A 17,858-nucleotide genomic window follows, 5' to 3' on the forward strand; every position below is an offset into this window, starting at 1 on the left:
GCCGCGCGGGCCTACTGGACCGACGCGGTCAGCCGTGCCACGTTGTCGAGCACCTGCAGGCCCGCGGGCCGCGACAGCCAGCCCTCGAGCGTGATCTCGCGCGACTTGCGGCGGTAGTCGTCCTCGATCAGGCGGACCTCGTCGACGAACGACTTGCCGTGCACCATCAGTGACACCTCGAAGTTGAGGCTGAACGAGCGCATGTCCATGTTGCTCGAGCCGATCACCGCGACGGTGTCGTCGACCGTGAAGTGCTTCGAGTGCAGCACGATCGGCCGCTCGTAGAGGAAGATCCGCACGCCGGCTCGCAAGAGCGTCTCGTAGTACGACCGCTGGGCGTGGTAGACCATGAACTGGTCGGCCACCTCGCAGGCGAAGAGCTGGACCTCGACGCCGCGCTCGGCAGCCGTCGTGATCGCGTAGAGCATCGAGTCGTCGGGGACGAAGTAGGGGCTCGCGATGATGAGCCGTTCCTGTGCGCCGTAGACGAGGGCGTTGAAGAGGCGCAGGTTGTTCTCGCCGTCGAAGCCCGGGCCGCTCGGCACCACCTGGCACTCGAGGCTGTCGGGGCCGTGGCGCTGCTCGATCAGCGGCTCGGCCTCGGCGTCGGTCGGCAGCTCGTCGGTCTCGCTGTACCAGTCCGTGATGAAGAGGGCGTTCAGGCCGACGGCGGCAGGCCCCTCGAGCCTCACCATCAGGTCCTTCCACTGCAGCCCGCGCTTGATGTTGCCGCGCTTGTTGTAGCTCGGGTCGGTCATGTTCTGCGATCCGGTGAAGGCGACGTCGCCGTCGACGACGACGATCTTGCGGTGGTTCCGCAGGTCGGGTCGGCGCCAGGCGCCCTGGAACGGCCGGAAGGGCAGCATCTCCTCGAACCGGATGCCCGAGTCGCGGAGCCACTGGCGGGTGACGCGGCCCTGAGGGTTCCGCATCGTGGCCCAGTGGTCGTAGAGCACCCGGACGGCGACGCCTCGCGCGTGCGCGCGCTCGAGCGCCTCGAAGAAGAGGAAGGTCGACTCGTCACGCGTGAGGATGTAGAACTCGACGTGCACGTACCGCTCGGCCTCGTCGACGGCGGCGGCCATGGCGGCGATCGACTCGGCGTAGTCGGGCAGCAGTCTCGCCGTGTTGCCGGGCAGCAGCGGCATGGCGCCGAGCGTGCGGTTCAGGGTCACGACCGTGCCGAACCACGGCGGGCGGGGGTCCGTCACCGCGTGCACGTCGTCGATGCCCTTGGTCGCGTCGAGGATGCGGTCGTTGATCTCGCGCTGCTTGTCGCGGCGGTCCTGGGGGAGCTTCGAGCTGCCGAGCAGGCCGAAGAGCACGCTGCCGGGGATCGGCGACACGAAGATCGCCAGCAGCCAGGCCATCGCCGAGCTGGGTCGCCGGTTGCGGGGCACGGCCACGACGGCCACGACCCTGATGAGGATGTCCACGACCAGGATCACCGTCGGGAAGTGCTTGAAGATCCTGCGCCACGTCATGCCCTGATCTTGTCAGCCCCGCGGCGGTGCCGTCACCGTTCTTCGCCCCGGGGACATGTGTGTTGCACTATACGCCCTAGAGTGCAATAGTGCTCTCCGGGCACCCGCCCTCCGGCGACGTCGCCGCACCGCGCACTGCGCACCGACGATCGAGAGGAGGCGCCCCGTGAGCACCGAGACCGTCCCGCCCGTCAGCAAGGCCGCGATCCGCCGTCTGCGGACCCGCTCCGAGCTCGTGGGCGCGGCCCGCCGGCTCACCGCAGAGCACGGGCTCGCCGGCTTCACGATCGAGCAGCTCTGCGACGAGGTCGGGATCTCGCGGCGCACGTTCTTCAACCACTTCGCGTCCAAGGACGACGTGGTCGTCGGCGTCGGGCTGGACGACGACGAGGACGAGGCGCTGGAGGGCTACGCGTCCTCGAGGCGCGACCCGCGCCTCCTCGTCTTCTCGACGACTCTCGACGACCTCGCCGCCCTCGTGGTGCAGCGGGTCGAGCACGTGGGGCTGACCCGCGAGCGGGCCGCCGAGTTCAAGGCGGCGCTCGACCGCGAGCCACGGCTGCTGCAGGCGATGCTGGCCCAGGGCGACGAGCAGCAGCGCCGCGTCGCGGCCGCCGTGGCGTCGCACGAGGGCGTCCCGGTCGACGATCCGCGCATCGGCGTGGTCGTGGCCGTCGCCGGTGCGCTGGTGCAGCGCGCCATGACCCGTTTCTTCTTCGACGAGGGCCCGCCGGGCCTCCGTTTCGACCACGTTCTCCGTGACCAGCTCGCCCTCGCCCGCGAGCTCTTCTCCTCCGCACCGCCCCTCGACCAGGAAGCACGCTGACACGACCATGACCACCACCACCGCGAAGACGGCCGACGCGCCGTTCCTCCTCACCCAGAGGCGGATCTGGATCATCTTCGGCGCCCTCATCTCGGGCATGCTCCTCTCGAGCCTCGACCAGACCATCGTGTCCACGGCCATGCCGACGATCGTCGGCGAGCTGGGCGGCGTCGAGCACCAGGCCTGGATCACCACGGCCTACCTGCTCGCGACCACCATCGTCATGCCGATCTACGGCAAGTTCGGCGACGTGCTCGGTCGACGGAACCTCTTCCTCGCGGCGATCGCGATCTTCACGCTCGCGAGCATCGGCTGTGCGTTCGCCACGGACTTCTGGGCCTTCGTCGTGTTCCGTGCGGTCCAGGGCCTCGGCGGCGGCGGCCTGATGATCCTGTCGCAGGCGATCATCGCCGACATCGTGCCTGCCTCCGAGCGAGGCAAGTACCTCGGCCCGCTCGGCGCCGTGTTCGGCCTCTCCGCGATCGGCGGCCCGCTGCTCGGCGGCTTCTTCGTCGACCACCTCACCTGGCAGTGGGCCTTCTACATCAACGTGCCCGTCGGCATCGCCGCGTTCGTCATCGCCTGGATGGCCCTGACCCTGCCGAGCAAGAGGGCCACGAAGCGCGTCGACTGGCTGGGCGTCGTGCTGCTCTCGGCCGCCACGACCTGCCTCATCTTCTTCACGGAGTTCGGCGGCCAGGCCGACCACGGCTGGGGCGCGCCCGAGACGTGGCTCTGGGGCGCGGGCGTGCTCGTCGCGGTCAGCGCGTTCGTGCTCGTCGAGTCCAGGGCCGAGGACCCGATCATCCCCTTGTCGTTCTTCCGCAACCGCGTCTTCGTCCTGGCGACGGCCGTCGGCTTCGTGCTCGGCATCGGCATGTTCTCGGCCATCGCCTTCGTCCCGACGTTCCTGCAGATGTCGTCCGGCGCCTCCGCGGCGGTGTCCGGCCTCCTGCTGCTCCCGATGATGGCGGGCCTGATCGGGACGTCGATCCTGTCGGGCAACCTGATCACCAAGACGGGGCGGTACCGCGTCTTCCCCATCGTCGGCACGCTGCTCACGGGCGTGGCGATGGCCCTCTTCACGACCCTCACGGCCGACACGCCCCTGTGGCTGATCTGCGTGTTCCTGCTGGTCTTCGGCGCCGGGCTCGGCCTCATCATGCAGGTCGTGGTGCTGGTCGTGCAGAACTCCGTCGACGCCGCGAACGTCGGCACCGCCACGAGCACGAACAACTACTTCCGCGAGGTAGGCGCGGCCCTGGGCGTGGCCATCTTCGGCGCGCTCTTCACGAGCCGCCTCACGGAGAACCTCACGAGCGTCTTCACCGGTGCGGGCGCCTCGGGCGGCGATGCCGCCCAGGCGACCGCGACGCTCGACCCGGCCGCGCTGAACGAGCTCCCCGAGGCGATCCGTCGCCAGGTCGTCGAGGGGTACGCCGACGCCCTCGCGCCGGTGTTCGCCTACCTCATCCCCTTCATCGCGATCGCCTTCGTGCTGGCGCTGTTCCTGCCCCAGATCGCGCTCAGCGACGTCGCCGGCATGGTCGCGCGCGGCGAGGCGGTCTCGGGCGACGAGGCGGAGCAGCTCGAGAATGAGGCGCGCGGCCGGTCGACGGGCGCGGTCGCCGAGGCGGCCACCGCGTCCGCGGTCGCGGCGGGAGCACCCTCGACGGCGGTCGGCGACGACCCGCGGGGGAGCGCCGCCGGCTCGACCGGCGACGACGGCGCGGGCGGCGGACGAGCACGCCGCGACGGCGACCGGCGCCCCTGACGTCTCGCGGCCGCGGGGTGCCCTTCCGGGAGAGGTGCGCCCCACGGCCGCGGCGGCACGAGATGTCCCGGTCGCACCGGCGAGTCCGCCGGGCGTCGGACGTGGCTCGACGTACGATCCGACCATGAGCGAGAGCACCGGCACGACGGAGTGGGACGTCGACGTGCTCCCCGTCGAGGCGCCGCCCTCGCCGCGAGGAGCGCGCACCTCCGTCCCGGCCGCCCCCGCCGACGACCCCACCACCTCGTCGCAGGCCCCTGCGGCGCACGAGCAGGAGCACCGCCCCGTGACACCCGTCCTCGCACCCGAGGCCCCCGCACCCGAGGCCCCCGCACCCGCTGCACCGTCCGACGTCCTGGTCTCCCGCCGCGATCCGCGACCGGTCTCGGTGCCCTCGCACCGTGCGGACACGACGGACGACGTCGTGCCGACCGACCCGACCGAGCCGCGGCCCGCCAGCGTCGCCCGGCACTCCGTCGAGACCTCGGCGATCACGCTCCCCGTCTTCGCGCCGGACGTCGACCCGTCCCTGCCTCAGCCGCCTGACCGCCTGACCCTCGACGACGACGTGCTCGTGAGGATGGTCGAACGCCGTCTGGACGACACGGCGACGGTCGACCTCATGGCCGTCGTGCAGGCCCAGCTCCAGGCTCGCCGCGTCGAGGCCGCCCGCTTCGCCTCGTGGGCGCGCGAGATGGACCGTGTCGGCACCGACGAGGCGGCCGACGCCCTCGAGCGCACCAGGCTCCGCTTCACGGGCGTCATCGACGTCGTCCTGCCGATCGATCTCGCAGACGCCGTCGAGGCGGAGCCCGAGGCGTCGCAGGGTCGAGCCTCCGGCGAGGCGTCGTCGAGCTCGGTCGTTCCTCTTCCCCTCGCCTCGACCGACGTCGCTCCGGACGCTGCACCTGCACCTGCATCCGCCGTGTCCGGGTCCACGGCCGCGCTGGCCCCCACGGACCCGCCGGCAGCGGGGTCAGCCGCTCCTGCCGCCGCGGTCGCCGAGACGGCCCGGCCGTCCCGCGAGGCCGACCGGTCCGCCCGCCCGGCACCGCGCCTCCTCGTCGCCGCCGGTCTCGGCGTCGCGGCCCTCGTCGTCCTCGCCGCCGTCGTGCTGACCCTCGCCGCACCCGCGCTGCTCGCGTCCGCCGTGCTGGCGACGGTGGCGGTGCCGGTCGCGGGCGGCCTCGGAGGTGCAGCGGCACTCGCCGCCGTCGTCCACGGGCCGGCCGACGCCGCACGCGTCGCCGTCCGCGGCCCCGTCGCCGTCGTCTCGGGGATCGTCGTGTCCGCCGGCCTCGGCTACGGCGTCCTGGTGACCGCCCCGGCGTCGCTCGCCTGGCAGGGCTGGCTCGTGAGGCTCGTCGGCTTCACGGGCATGACTCCCGGCATCGCCGTCGTCGCCGCGCTCCTGGTCGCCGCCGCCTCCGCGTTCGTGGTGGCCGTGCTCGTGACGGGTCTGCGGCCGAGCTCCCGCCGCTAGGCTGAGGCGATGTCCACCCTCGCCTCCGTCAACGCCGTCGTCGAACGACTCTGGCCGCTCTCCGGCGCCGAGTCGTGGGACTCGCCCGGGATCGTCGTGGGCGATCCCGACCAGCCGGTCACGCACGTCCGCCTCGCCGTGGACGCGGTCCTCGAGGTCGTCGACGAGGCCGTCGACATCGGTGCGGACCTGCTGCTCGTGCACCACCCCCTCCTGTTCCGCGGGGCGACCACGATGGCCGAGAGCACGACCAAGGGCGCGGTCGTCTCCCGCCTCGTCCGCGCCGGCTGCGCGCTGATCGCCGCTCACACCAACGCCGACGTCGTCGAGACCGGCACCTCTCGCGTCGTCGCCCACCAGCTCGGCCTCGTCGACCAACGGCCCGTCACCGCGGGCAGCACGAGCTCGACGGGTCTCGGCGTCACCGGCCGACTGCCGCGGCCGATGAGCCTCGTGTCGTTCGCTCGCCAGCTGGGCGAGCTGCTGCCGCCGACCGCCGCGGGCATCCGCGTGGCCGGCGACGCCGAGCGCGTCGTCGAGACCGTGGCCCTCTGCGCCGGCGCCGGCGACTCGCTGCTCGACCACCCCGACGTCCGTGCCGCCGACGTCTACCTGACGAGCGATCTGCGCCACCACCCCGCGAGCGACGCCCGCGACCTGATGCTGCTCGGCCGGGGCCCGGCGCTCGTCGACGTCTCGCACTGGGCGAGCGAGTGGCTCTGGCTCGACACGGCCGCGGCCCAGCTGCGCGAGGCCCTCGACGACGTCGAGGTCACGCTCAGCGACCTCCGCACCGACCCCTGGGACTTCACGGTCGTGCAGTAGCCGACCCCCGCCTCCTCGTCTCCGGGCCGACCGGCGACGCCCTCGACACGACCGCTGCACCACGACCACGAAGCAGGCACCATGGCCTTCCAGGCAAGCCCCTCCGACCAGGCTCTCCTCCTCGACCTCCAGGCTCTCGACACGTCGCTGCAGCAGCTCGCCCACCGCGCGGCGAACCTGCCCGAGATCGCCGTCCTGGCCACGATCGACGGGGACGCCTCCCGTCTCCGCAGCCGCCTCTCGTCCGAGCAGGGCGCCTGGGAGGACGCGCAGACCGAGCTGACCCGCATCGAGTCCGACGTGGCGGTCGTGGTGGCCCGTGCCGAGCGCGACCGCACGCGGCTGGCGTCGTCGTCGTCGGTGAAGGACGTCGCGGCGCTCGAGGGCGAGCTCGTCGCCCTCGCCCGGCGGCAGAGCGACCTGGAGGACGCACAGCTCGAGGTGATGGACCGGGTCGAGTCGCTCGGCGCGGTCGCCGCCCTGACGAAGTCCGAGCTCGACCAGATCGAGACCCGCCGGTCCGAGGCGGCCGAGGGGCGCGACGCCGGGCTCGGCAGGCTCGAGGTCGAGCGCCGCGAGGTGGACGCCGACCGTGCCGCCATCGCCGAGAAGGTGCCGGCCGAGCTGCTGGCCCTGTACGAGCGCCAGCGTGCCCGCTACGGCGTGGGCGCGTCGCTGCTCCGCGGCGGGGTCTCCAGCGCGAGCGGGGTGACGCTCACCGGCAGCGACCTCGCGGCCGTTCGGTCCGCCTCCGCGTACGACGTCGTGCTCTGCCCCGACAGCGACGCGATCCTCGTCCGCACGGCAGAGTCGGGCATCTGACCGCACCGTCGCGGTCGACGCGCTCCGCCCGCTAGCATGGTCGACGCGGACGGGTCGGCAAGACGGTCGCGTCACCACGGGGTCCGCCCCGCGGTGCCGAGGAACGTCCGGGCTCCACAGAGCAGGGCGGTGGGCAACACCCACCCGGGGCGACCCGCGAGACAGTGCAACAGAGAGAAGACCGCCACGGTCGTCGCCGAGAGGCGGCGCCGGGGTAAGGGTGAAACGGCGGTGTAAGAGACCACCAGCGGTTCGGGTGACCGACCGGCTATGTAAACCTCGCCCGGAGCAAGGTCAGACAGAGGACGCCGAGGCTGCTCGCCGAGTCCTCGGGTAGACCGCTAGAGGGCTGCGGCAACGCAGTCCCGAGAGAGATGGCCGTCCATGGTGCTCACGCACCGGGACAGAACCCGGCGTATCAGCCGGCCCGTCCGCCTCAGCCGTGCACGCGGCTGACCACATGACGTGAGGGGCCCTGGCCCAGGAGGCGCGCCTCCCGGGCCAGGGCCCCTCTCGTCGTGCCCCCGCTCGCCTCAGGCGGCCGGACGAGAGCCCTCGGCGAGAGCCGCGGCGCCCATGATGCCGGCGTTGTTGCGCAGCACGGCGGGCACGATCTCGGCGCGCAGGTCGAGGAGGGGCAGGAACTCCTCGTGGTGCTTCGAGACCCCGCCGCCGACGATGATGCGCCGCGGGTAGAGCAGGGCCTCGAGGTGCGAGTAGTACTTCTGCAGGCGCTTTGCCCAGTGCTTCCAGCTGAGGTCGTCGCGCTCCTTGGCAGCGTACGAGGCCTTCGTCTCGTAGTCCTTCCCGCCGATCTCGAGGTGCCCGAGCTCGGCGTTCACGATGAGGACGCCGTCGTTGATGAGGGCGGTGCCGATGCCCGTGCCCAGCGTCGTCATGACGACGAGGCCCGGGACGTCCTTGGCGGCGCCGAACCGCGTCTCGGCGTAGCCGGCGGCGTCGGCGTCGTTGACGAAGTGGATCGACCTGCCCAGCGTCTTCTCGAACAGCGCCTCGGCCTCGAAGCCGATCCACTTCTTCGAGACGTTCGCCGCCGACAGGGTCTTGCCGTCCATGATGGCGGCCGGGAAGCAGACGCCCACCGGGATCGTGTCGTCGTCGAGACCGAGCTCGTCGACGATCTGCTTCACCACCGCGACGATGGCGTCGGGCTCGCCGCCCTCGGGAGTCGCCTTCTTGATGCGGTCGGTGAGGAGCTCGCCCGACTCGACGTCGACGATCGCCCCCTTGATGCCGGTGCCGCCGATGTCGATGCCGACTGCTCTCTGTGCCACGGGTCGTCCTTCTTCCTGGTGCTCGTCGTCAACTGAGGGTGAGGACGTCGGCACCGCGTTCGGTGACGACGAGGGTGTGCTCGAACTGGGCCGTGAGCGACTTGTCACGGGTCGTGACCGTCCAGCCGTCGGCCCAGATGTCCGCCTCGACGCCGCCGAGGGTGAGCATGGGCTCGATGGTGAAGACCATCCCGGGCACCATGACGTCGTCGAACTGCGGAGCGTCGTAGTGGGGGATGACGAGACCGGAGTGGAAGGCACGACCGACGCCGTGGCCGGTGTAGTCGCGCACGACCCCGTAGCCGAAGCGCGCCGCGTACGACTCGATCGCACGGCCGATCACGTTGACCTCGCGACCGGGTGCGACGGCCTTGATGCCGCGGCGCAGTGCCTCGCGCGTGCGGTCGACCAGGTCGAGCGTCTGCTGCGCCGCCTCGCCGACCACCGCTGTTCGGTTCAGGTCGCCGTGCACGCCGTCCTTGAAGGCCGTGATGTCGATGTTCACGAGGTCGCCCTCGACGAGCACGGTGTCGTCGGGGATGCCGTGGCAGATGACCTCGTTGACCGACGTGCAGACCGACTTGGGGAACCCCCGGTAGCCGAGGGTCGACGGGTACGCGTCGTGGGCCACCAGGAACTCGTGGGCGACCCGGTCGAGCTCGTCGGTCGTCACGCCGGGACGGATGGCCGCCTCGACGGCGTCGATCGCCTGCGAGGCGATGCGGCCGCTCGCGCGGATCAGCTCGATCGTGGGCGCGTCGTGGACGTCGCCGCCCGTGTAGGGAGCGGGCCCCGCCTTGCCGACGTACTCGGGTCGGGCGATGGACGAGGGGACCGGGCGCAGCGGCGAGACGCGGCCAGGGGTCAGTGATCCGTCGAGGTCCCGGGGCATGCCGTCCAGCTTAGGGGGAGGGCGGCTCGCCCGGGCGCGGCCGCGCTCCCGCCGTCGACCGGATGGACCGGCCGTGACGGCGTAGCCTCGCCCCCATGACGAACGAGTTCTGGTTCAACACCCGCACGCACGAGGTGGAGGAGGGCAAGGTCTCGCCCGCGGTCGACCGCGCCGGGCCCTACGCGACCCGCGAGGAGGCGGCAGCCGCGATCAGGACGATCCAGGAGCGGAACGCCCGCCTGGACGCGGAGGACGCGGCCGACGCCTGACGCGTCCCGACGACGCGTCAGGCACCGCCGTGACGCTGTCGGACGGACGCGTCCACTAGCCTCGACGCAGAGCAGAAAGGCTGTCGATGGACAAGCAGAGGGACTTCGTCCTCCGGACGATCGAAGAACGCGGCATCAAGTTCATCAGGCTCTGGTTCACGGACGTGATCGGCACCCTGAAGTCGGTCGCCATCGCTCCGGCCGAGGTCGAGGGCGCCTTCGCCGAGGGCATCGGCTTCGACGGCTCCGCCATCGAGGGCCTGACCCGGTCGTACGAGGCGGACGTGCTCGCGCAGCCCGACCCGACCACGTTCCAGATCCTGCCGTGGCGCGGCGAGATCGACCCGACCGCGCGCATGTTCTGCGACATCACGACGCCCGACGGCCAGCCCGCGGTCGCCGATCCGCGCAACGTGCTCAAGCGCACCCTCGCCCGCGCCGGCGAGCGGGGCTTCACTTTCTACACGCACCCCGAGGTGGAGTTCTACCTGCTCAAGGACGCGCAGGGCGGCCCCGACGGGCCCCAGCCGGTCGACTCGGCCGGCTACTTCGACAACGTCCCCGGCGGGACGGCGCACGACTTCCGCCGCCGTTCCGTGCGCATGCTCGAAGACCTCGGCATCTCGGTCGAGTTCAGCCACCACGAGGCCGGCCCCGGCCAGAACGAGATCGACCTGCGCTACGCCGACGCGCTGACCACCGCGGACAACATCATGACGTTCCGCACGGTCATCAAGGAGGTGGCGATCGAGCAGGGCGTGTACGCCACGTTCATGCCCAAGCCCTTCAGCCAGCACCCCGGTTCGGGCATGCACACGCACATGTCGCTCTTCGAGGGCGACGGCAACGCGTTCTACGAGGCGGGCGCCGAGTACCAGCTGTCGCGGATCGGGCGGCAGTTCATCGCCGGCCTGCTCCGCCACGCGCCCGAGATCACGGCCGTGACCAACCAGTTCGTCAACAGCTACAAGCGCCTGTGGGGCGGCGACGAGGCCCCGAGCTTCGTCACCTGGGGCCACAACAACCGCTCGGCTCTCGTCCGCGTGCCGCTCTACAAGCCGAACAAGGGCAACTCGAGCCGGGTGGAGTACCGCGCCATCGACTCGGCGGCGAACCCCTACCTGGCCTTCTCGCTCATGCTGGCCGCCGGTCTCAAGGGCATCGAGGAGGGCTACGAGCTCCCCGCCGAGGCGGAGGACAACGTCTGGGGCATGAGCGACGCCGAGCGCCGGGCCCTCGGCTACAAGCAGCTCCCCGCGAGCCTCGACCACGCGCTCTCGATCATGGAGGACAGCGAGCTCGTCGCCGAGACGCTCGGCGAGCAGGTCTTCAACTACGTGCTGCTCAACAAGCGGCAGGAGTGGAAGTCCTACCGCGCCCAGGTGACGCCGTTCGAGCTGCGCTCCAACCTCGAGATCCTCTAGCGGGCTGACCCGTCATGCCCCGAGCCGCGACGGCGCTGTCGGACCTGGCGCGGCTCGGGTTCGCCGAGCTCGGCACCGCGCGCGAGCGACTGGACCGCCTCGTCGAGGCGACCCCGTCGCTCGCGTCGGCCGTCGCCTCCTTCGCCCGCAGCCCCGATCCCGACCAGGCGCTGCTGCACCTCGAGCGCTTGCTCGAGCGGTCGCCCGCCGGGGTCGCCGCCTTGCTCGAGGCCGGTGCGGGGGAGCGCCTGCTGCGCCTCCTCGGATCGTCGTCGGGCCTCGCCGAGTTCCTCCTGCGTCGTCCGGCCGAGCTCGAGCTCCTGACCCAGCCCGCGCCCGTCCCGTGCACGCTCGACGAGTACGTCCGCGACCTGACGTCACGGGTGTCCGGCCTCGTCGACGAGGAGGCGCGGGTCGCGCTCCGCGTCGGCTACCGACGTCACCTCGTGCGGATCGCGAGCTGGGACCTCGACCGGACCGACCCGGTCGAGGCGCTGCCCGTCGTCGCCGCGGGCCTCGCCGACCTGGCGGGTGCTGCGCTGCACGCGGCCCTCGACGTGGCCAGGCGCGAGGTGCCCTTCCCTGCCGACGACGTGGCCAGGACCCGTCTCGCCGTGATCGGCATGGGCAAGGCCGGGGCCCGCGAGCTCAACTACCTGAGCGACGTCGACGTCGTCTGGGTGGCCGAGGGCGCCGACGAGCTCGAGAACGGGCGGGCCGTCGAGATCGGCACCCGGCTGGCGATGCACACCGTGCGCGCGATCACCGATCTCGCCCTCGAGCCCGAGCTGTGGGAAGTCGACTCGAACCTGAGGCCGGAGGGCAAGGACGGCGCCCTCGTCCGCACGCTCGAGTCGCACGTCGCCTACTACGAGCGCTGGGCGAGGGGGTGGGAGTTCCAGGCGCTGCTGAAGGCACGTCCCCTCGCGGGGGACGCAGACCTCGGCGCCCGGTACGCCGAGCGCATCGCGCCGTTCGTCTGGTCGGCGGCGCAGCGAGAGGCCTTCGTCGAGTCGGTGCAGGCCATGCGCGAGCGCGTCACCGACCTGCTGCCCGCCGACGAGGTCGACCGTCAGCTGAAGCTCGGCCCCGGCGGCCTCCGCGACGTCGAGTTCACGATCCAGCTGCTGCAGCTGGTCCACGGCCAGGCCGACGACGGCGTGCGGCAGCGGTCGACGCTGGAGGCGCTGGCCGCGCTGGCGAGGCGCGGCTACGTGGGCCGTGCGGAGGCGGCCGAGTTCGATCGCGACTACCGCGTGCTCCGCGTGCTCGAGCACCGCGTCCAGCTCACCGACCTGCGTCGGACGCACCTCATGCCCACCGACGAGAACGCTCTCCGGGTCCTGGCCCGTGCCTCCGGGCTCGGCTCGTCGGGCACCGGTCTCGTCGAGACCTGGCACGAGGTCAAGCGGCGTGTCCGCACCCTGCACGAGCGGCTCTTCTACCGGCCTCTGCTCTCGGCGGTCGCGGCCCGCCCGGAGGAGGACCTGGCACTCAGCACCGACCAGGCGGCCGCCCGGCTGGCCGCCATCGGCTTCTCGGACCCCCGCGGCGCCCTGGGGCACATCGCGGCCCTGACCGGGGGAGTCTCCCGGCGGGCGAGCATCCAGCGTCACCTCCTGCCCGCGATGCTCCAGTGGTTCGCCGACGGCACCGACCCCGACCTCGGGCTGCTCGCCTTCCGTCGGCTGAGCGACGGGCTGGGCGAGTCGTACTGGTTCCTCCGGATGCTGCGGGACTCGTCCGGCGCCGCCCACCGGCTGACGACCGTGCTGTCGTCGTCGACCTTCGTCGCCGACCTGCTCGACCGGACGCCCGAGGCAGCGGCCTGGTTCGAGTCCGACTCCGAGCTGCAGCCGCGGACCCTCGCGAGCCTCCTCGACGAGACGCGGGCCACCGTGGGCCGGCACGAGTCGGGGGAGGCGGCGGCCGGCGTGCTCCGGCAGGCCCGGCGCCGAGAGATCCTGCGCCTGGCGATCTCGGGGATCCTGGGGCTCGTCACCATCGACCAGCTCGCCGAGGGACTGACCGACGTGACGACGGCCACCATCACCGGCGCCCTCGCGCTCGCGCGCCGTGACGTGCCGGACGTCGAGATGGTCGTCGTGGCCATGGGTCGCTACGGAGGACGCGAGCTCGGCTTCGGGTCCGACGCCGACGTCCTCTTCGTGCACCGAGGCGCGGAGGGCGACGACACGGCACAGCGACGCGCCGCCGGCGTCGTGGCCGAGATGGGCCGACTCACCTCCGACGCGCTCGTGCCGCTCGACCTCGACACCGGCCTGCGCCCCGAGGGGGGGAACGGTCCCGTGACGAGGTCGCTCGCCTCCTACCGGGCCTACTACGCCCGCTGGTCGCTGACGTGGGAGGCCCAGTCCCTCCTGCGTGCCCGTGTCGTGGCCGGCGACGACGGCCTGGGGGCGGAGTTCACCGCGCTGGCCGACGAGGTCCGCTACCCGACCGCCCTCTCCGACCAGGAGGTGCGCGAGGTCAAGCGGATCAAGGCGCGCGTCGAGGCGGAGCGGCTCCCCAAGGGCGCCGAGCCGTCCCGCCACCTCAAGCTCGGACGGGGATCGCTCAGCGACGTCGAGTGGTTCGTCCAGCTGCTCCAGCTGCAGCACGCGCACGACGTGCCGGGCCTCCGCACGACCTCGACCCTGGCCGCCCTCGACTCCGCCGCGACGGCCGGGCTGGTCGACGCGGACGACGCGGACAAGCTGCACGACGCGTGGCTGATGGCCTCGCGAGCCCGCTCTGCCGTCGTCCTCTGGACGTCCCGCACCTCGGACGTGCTGCCGACGGACCGACGGCAGCTCGAGGGCGTCGCCCGCCTGATGGAGTACCCGCCGGGGTCCGCGACGCGGCTCGAGGAGGACTACCTCGCCGTGACCCGTCGAGCTCGCGCCGTCTTCGATCGCGGCTTCTACGGCCTCGACGAGGCGCCGGAGCCTACAGCCTGATCTGGTCGGGCACGACCGGCAGCCGGTCCTGCCCGCCCGACACGCCCGGGATGCACCCACCCGAGGGGTGATGCCCGATTAGGTCACGGGTGATTTTCCCGTACCCCGAAAAGGGGGTGCGTACCCCAACCGACATGTCAGTCGTGTTTCGGTCGTGTCTCGACCTGGCACTCGAGCCGGACGCGCGCCGTGGGCGTCCCTTCTGTCCGCGCGTTCGTGCGTGACTCATCCGCACGAGGCGGCAGTGAGCCGTGACCAGCACTTAGTGCATTCGGCACCCGTGGCCCTGGACGATCTGACAGAGCGGCCTGTCGAGGACCCACCGGCACTTCCCGGTGCCCGGGCGCTCTGTCGGCATTTCGTGCGACACCGATGTGAGGACAAGGTCGTACCCCGCACTGGCGGCTTGCGTCCCCGAACGGGTGGCCGGTTGTGAGTCCCCTCCGAACCGCCCCAAGATTGCACCGACCCGACAGACCCCTTTCCTCGACGACGCGGAATCATCCCTTTCCCATCCCCGTGAGGCGGCCCTCGTGTTGACTTTCATCCTCCAGATCCGATCCATGGCAGGCGGCCACGCCGAGCTGTACCTGTTCGCGGTCTACTCCGCGTTCATCTGGATCCTGTGGATCGTCAAGGTGCTGCTCTCGCGGCGGTACCGCCCGTTCACCGGCGAGTTCTCCGGCTCCACCAGCGTCGTCGTCCCGGTGGTCGACGAGCCCCTCGACCTGTTCCGCGACGTCATCGGCCGAATGGTCGAACAGCGACCCGGCGAGATCATCGTGGTCATCAACGGCAAGCCGAACCCCGAGCTCGCCGCCGTCTGCGACGAGTACGCGCCTCTCGTCCGCTGGGTGCACACCCCCATCCCCGGCAAGCGCAACGCCGTCATGATCGGCACCGAGCTCAGCCGCGGCGACATCACCGTCCTCGTCGACTCCGACACCGTGTGGACGCCGGGCACGCTCTCCGAGCTGGTCCGTCCCTTCGCCCACGAGAACGTCGGCGGCGTCACCACCCGCCAGCGCATCCTCGAGCCCGAGCGCAGCTGGATCACCCGCTGGGCCGACTGGCTCGAGAACTCGCGGGCCCTCTACTCGATGCCGGCCCAGAGCGTCCTCGGGCAGATCGGCTGCCTGCCCGGCCGCACGATCGCGTTCCGTCGCGAGATCCTCGTCCGCGTCATGGACAAGTTCATGACCGAGAAGTTCATGGGCGTGTTCCTCGAGGTCAGCGACGACCGCACCCTGACGAACCTCACGCTGAAGGAGGGCTACCGCACCGTCTACCAGCACACGAGCCTCGTCTACACGGATGCGCCGCTCGAGGTGAAGAAGCTCTTCAAGCAGCAGCTCCGCTGGGCCCGCGGCAGCCAGTACAACACCTTCCGGATGATGCCGTGGATGCTCGGGCACGCTCCGATGCTGGCCTTCTTCTTCGCGATGGACATCATCCTGCCGTTCCTGCTGATGGGCGTCATCGGGGGCTGGATCTACCGGGGCATCACCGGACAGGGCGTCAACCTGTACCGCGGCATCCTCGCCGAGTACGGCGTCTCGACCGGACTGGTCAGCATCGTGGTCCTGATGGTGCTGTCGTCCGTCCTCAGCATGGCGATCCGGCAGATGCGGCACCTGGCCGAGAAGCCCTCCGACTTCGTCCGGCTGCCGGTGTTCATCATCGTGTCGACCTTCTTCCTCATGCCGATCCGCGTGATCGGGTTCTTCCGGATGGGGCACGCCAGCGGCTGGGGCACCCGAGCAGGGGCCTACGCCGGCGGTGCCGCCGACGACGCGGCGCAGCAGATGGCGCACCAGACCGCCGGCGACGACTCGCTGCGGGTGCTCGAGCGCGAGTTCGACGACGAGGCCGACCCCGGCGTGGACGCCCTGTTCGACTTCGGCGGCACCTCGACGCCGGCCGGGCCTACATCCGACGCCACCACGGTCCGTCGCGACGACACCGGCGTGGTGCTCGTCCGCAGCCACCGCGCCGAGACCGCCGTCGACACCTCGCCGTCGCCCCAGGGCGACGCAGTCAGCACGTCGTCGGCGACCGCCTTCGCCGCGGCCACGGCCCCCGTGGCCGCGGTCGCGCCTCCTCGTCGTCGTCTCAACCCCAAAGCCGGCTTCCCGTACCTGATCGGTGCCGTCATCATCGCCCTGGAGGTGTGGTTCATTGTCTGAGTCCCCGCAGACCTTCGTCGCCCCGCTGCACGTGCAGTCGGGAGCCTGGTGGGCCTCGTCCCACGGGAACGCCCGCCGGACGGCGCTCGGCGCGACCGCCTCCGTCGTCCTGCTGGCCATGATCTCCTGGCTGATCTGGATCTCCCCGACGGACAACCCCGTCCGCACTGCCGTGCAGGAGGCGGTCGGCACCACGCCTGCGCAGGTGACCAGCCTGAAGGAGGACCGCTCCGCCCTGCTCGACCAGCTCGTCGCCGCGAAGCAGCAGCTCGCAGCCAGCAAGACCGAGCTGGCAGAGGTGCAGCAGCAGGCCTGGACGTCAGAGGGGCAGCTCACCGACGCACAGGCTCGCCTCGCCTCGGCCCAGGACTCGCTCCGGGACGCCCAGACGGCGGCCGGCGGCGGCTCGACGACGGGCGGCTCGACGACGGGCGGCTCGGGCACCGGGACGAGCACGGACGGCGGCGGCCCCGGCGGCGGCCAGGCCGTGGTGGTCCCCGGGCCGGGGCGCGACGACGGGAACGACTCCGGCGACGGCGAGGGCGCCGGGAACGGCGACGGCAACGGCAACGGCTCCGGCGACGGCAACGGCTCCGGCGGGGGCGGCACGGTCGGGCCCGTCCCGATCACGGCTCCCTCCCTCGCTGACATCATCTCGCCCGAGTCGCGGTACTTCGGCCTGTACACGGCCCAGTCGCCCTTCAGCTGGTCCGAGTTCGACGACGTGACCACCAAGATCGACGCCCAGCCGAACATGGCCGGCTACTTCCAGGGGTTCGACCAGGAGTTCAACGCCACCGCCGTCAACCGGTCCTGGGCCAAGGGCGACCTCCCCTTCCTCACCTGGGAGTCGCGACCGATCGCCGCCGCCAACGACGCCGTGGTCGACCCCGACTACGAGCTGAGCAAGATCATCGACGGCGAGTTCGACGAGTACCTGACGCGCTGGGCCGACGCCCTGGTGGCCAACGGCCTGCCGCTGGCGATCCGCCTCGACCACGAGATGAACGGCAACTGGTACCCGTGGGCCGAGGGGGTCAACGGGAACGAGACGGGCGAGTACGTGACGATGTGGAAGCACGTCCACGACCTCTTCGAGGCACGCGGCGCGAACGAGCTCGTGGCCTGGGTCTGGGCTCCCACCCGGGTCGAGGGCGTGCCCACGAAGAACCGCACCGTCGAGTACACGGACAGCCTCTACCCGGGCGACGACTACGTCGACTGGGTCGGCATGACGGGCTACCTCCGCAACAGCGTCGAGACGCCGCAGAGCGGCGACTTCGACGGCACGTTCGGGAAGACGCTGGCGCAGCTGCGGCAGATCACGACGAAGCCGATCATCCTCGCCGAGATGGGCGCGGCCGAGCTCGGCACGACCAGGGACGCTCAGAAGCCCCGGTGGATCGACTCCCTCTTCGCCGAGCTCGCGAGACCGGAGAACGACGACATCATCGGCTTCGCCTGGTTCAACCTGACCGCCACCACCGTGTCGAGCGGCTCGTACCTGACGAACGACTGGCGGATCACCTCCCGGCAGGACTCCCTCGAGGCCTTCCGGCGCGGGATCGTCCGGACCGACACGGACTTCGCCCTGAGGCCGCTCCCGTGACCGCGGCGC

At 71.5% G+C, this 17,858-nt stretch carries 13 protein-coding genes and 1 other RNA gene; 11 read left to right on the forward strand and 3 right to left on the reverse strand.

Going from position 1 to position 17,858, the window contains the following annotated elements:
- Positions 1-11: 11 nt before the first annotated feature.
- A complete protein-coding gene (gene cls, locus ES689_RS03975) occupies positions 12-1,484 on the reverse strand; it encodes a cardiolipin synthase (protein WP_146900468.1) in 1,473 nt (490 codons plus the stop codon).
- Between the two features lie 166 nt (positions 1,485-1,650).
- Between cls and ES689_RS03980 the strand changes: the two genes are divergently transcribed.
- The 6 genes from ES689_RS03980 (at position 1,651) to rnpB (ending at position 7,648) form a co-directional block, all read left to right on the forward strand.
- Positions 1,651-2,310: a TetR/AcrR family transcriptional regulator gene (locus tag ES689_RS03980; protein ID WP_191330168.1), complete on the forward strand. Its 660-nt coding sequence runs from the start codon at positions 1,651-1,653 to the stop codon at positions 2,308-2,310.
- A 7-nt stretch (positions 2,311-2,317) separates the two neighbouring features.
- Entirely contained in the window at positions 2,318-4,084 is a 1,767-nt protein-coding gene (locus ES689_RS03985) for an MDR family MFS transporter (protein WP_146900474.1), read from the forward strand.
- Between the two features lie 124 nt (positions 4,085-4,208).
- On the forward strand, positions 4,209-5,567 hold the full coding sequence (locus ES689_RS03990) for a hypothetical protein (RefSeq protein ID WP_146900477.1): 1,359 nt from the start codon (positions 4,209-4,211) through the stop codon (positions 5,565-5,567).
- Between the two features lie 9 nt (positions 5,568-5,576).
- Positions 5,577-6,392, forward strand: coding sequence for a Nif3-like dinuclear metal center hexameric protein (locus ES689_RS03995; RefSeq protein ID WP_146900480.1), 816 nt, complete (start codon positions 5,577-5,579; stop codon positions 6,390-6,392).
- Between the two features lie 81 nt (positions 6,393-6,473).
- Positions 6,474-7,214 (forward strand): zinc ribbon domain-containing protein, encoded by a 741-nt coding sequence (locus tag ES689_RS04000; protein WP_146900483.1) that lies wholly within the window; start codon positions 6,474-6,476, stop codon positions 7,212-7,214.
- Between the two features lie 50 nt (positions 7,215-7,264).
- Positions 7,265-7,648: RNase P RNA component class A (rnpB, locus tag ES689_RS04005), an RNA gene on the forward strand.
- A gap of 99 nt (positions 7,649-7,747) precedes the next feature.
- Here rnpB and ppgK read toward each other — a convergent pair.
- Together ppgK and map are read right to left on the reverse strand one after the other, a co-directional pair.
- Positions 7,748-8,509, reverse strand: coding sequence for a polyphosphate--glucose phosphotransferase (ppgK, locus tag ES689_RS04010; RefSeq protein WP_146900486.1), 762 nt, complete (start codon positions 8,507-8,509; stop codon positions 7,748-7,750).
- A 28-nt stretch (positions 8,510-8,537) separates the two neighbouring features.
- Positions 8,538-9,401, reverse strand: coding sequence for a type I methionyl aminopeptidase (gene map / locus ES689_RS04015; protein WP_146900489.1), 864 nt, complete (start codon positions 9,399-9,401; stop codon positions 8,538-8,540).
- 95 nt (positions 9,402-9,496) lie between these two features.
- On the opposite strand from map, the gene ES689_RS04020 reads away from it, so the two are divergent.
- From ES689_RS04020 to ES689_RS04040, 5 genes are all read left to right on the forward strand, one after another.
- Positions 9,497-9,670: an SPOR domain-containing protein gene (locus ES689_RS04020; RefSeq protein ID WP_146900491.1), complete on the forward strand. Its 174-nt coding sequence runs from the start codon at positions 9,497-9,499 to the stop codon at positions 9,668-9,670.
- A gap of 86 nt (positions 9,671-9,756) precedes the next feature.
- Positions 9,757-11,094 (forward strand): glutamine synthetase family protein, encoded by a 1,338-nt coding sequence (locus tag ES689_RS04025; protein WP_123546050.1) that lies wholly within the window; start codon positions 9,757-9,759, stop codon positions 11,092-11,094.
- Between the two features lie 14 nt (positions 11,095-11,108).
- Positions 11,109-14,054 carry a bifunctional [glutamine synthetase] adenylyltransferase/[glutamine synthetase]-adenylyl-L-tyrosine phosphorylase gene (locus ES689_RS04030; RefSeq protein WP_146900494.1) on the forward strand — a complete coding sequence of 982 codons (2,946 nt, stop codon included), beginning with the start codon at positions 11,109-11,111 and terminating at the stop codon, positions 14,052-14,054.
- Positions 14,055-14,587: 533 nt separating this feature from the next.
- Positions 14,588-16,240 (forward strand): glycosyltransferase, encoded by a 1,653-nt coding sequence (locus ES689_RS04035; protein WP_146900497.1) that lies wholly within the window; start codon positions 14,588-14,590, stop codon positions 16,238-16,240.
- Positions 16,233-17,849 (forward strand): glycosyl hydrolase, encoded by a 1,617-nt coding sequence (locus tag ES689_RS04040; protein WP_223269364.1) that lies wholly within the window; start codon positions 16,233-16,235, stop codon positions 17,847-17,849. Before ES689_RS04035 ends, ES689_RS04040 begins: the two co-directional genes overlap by 8 nt.
- The last annotated feature ends 9 nt before the right edge of the window (positions 17,850-17,858 follow it).

The sequence above is a fragment of the Frigoribacterium sp. ACAM 257 genome (assembly GCF_007954365.1).
Classification (GTDB): domain Bacteria; phylum Actinomycetota; class Actinomycetes; order Actinomycetales; family Microbacteriaceae; genus Frigoribacterium.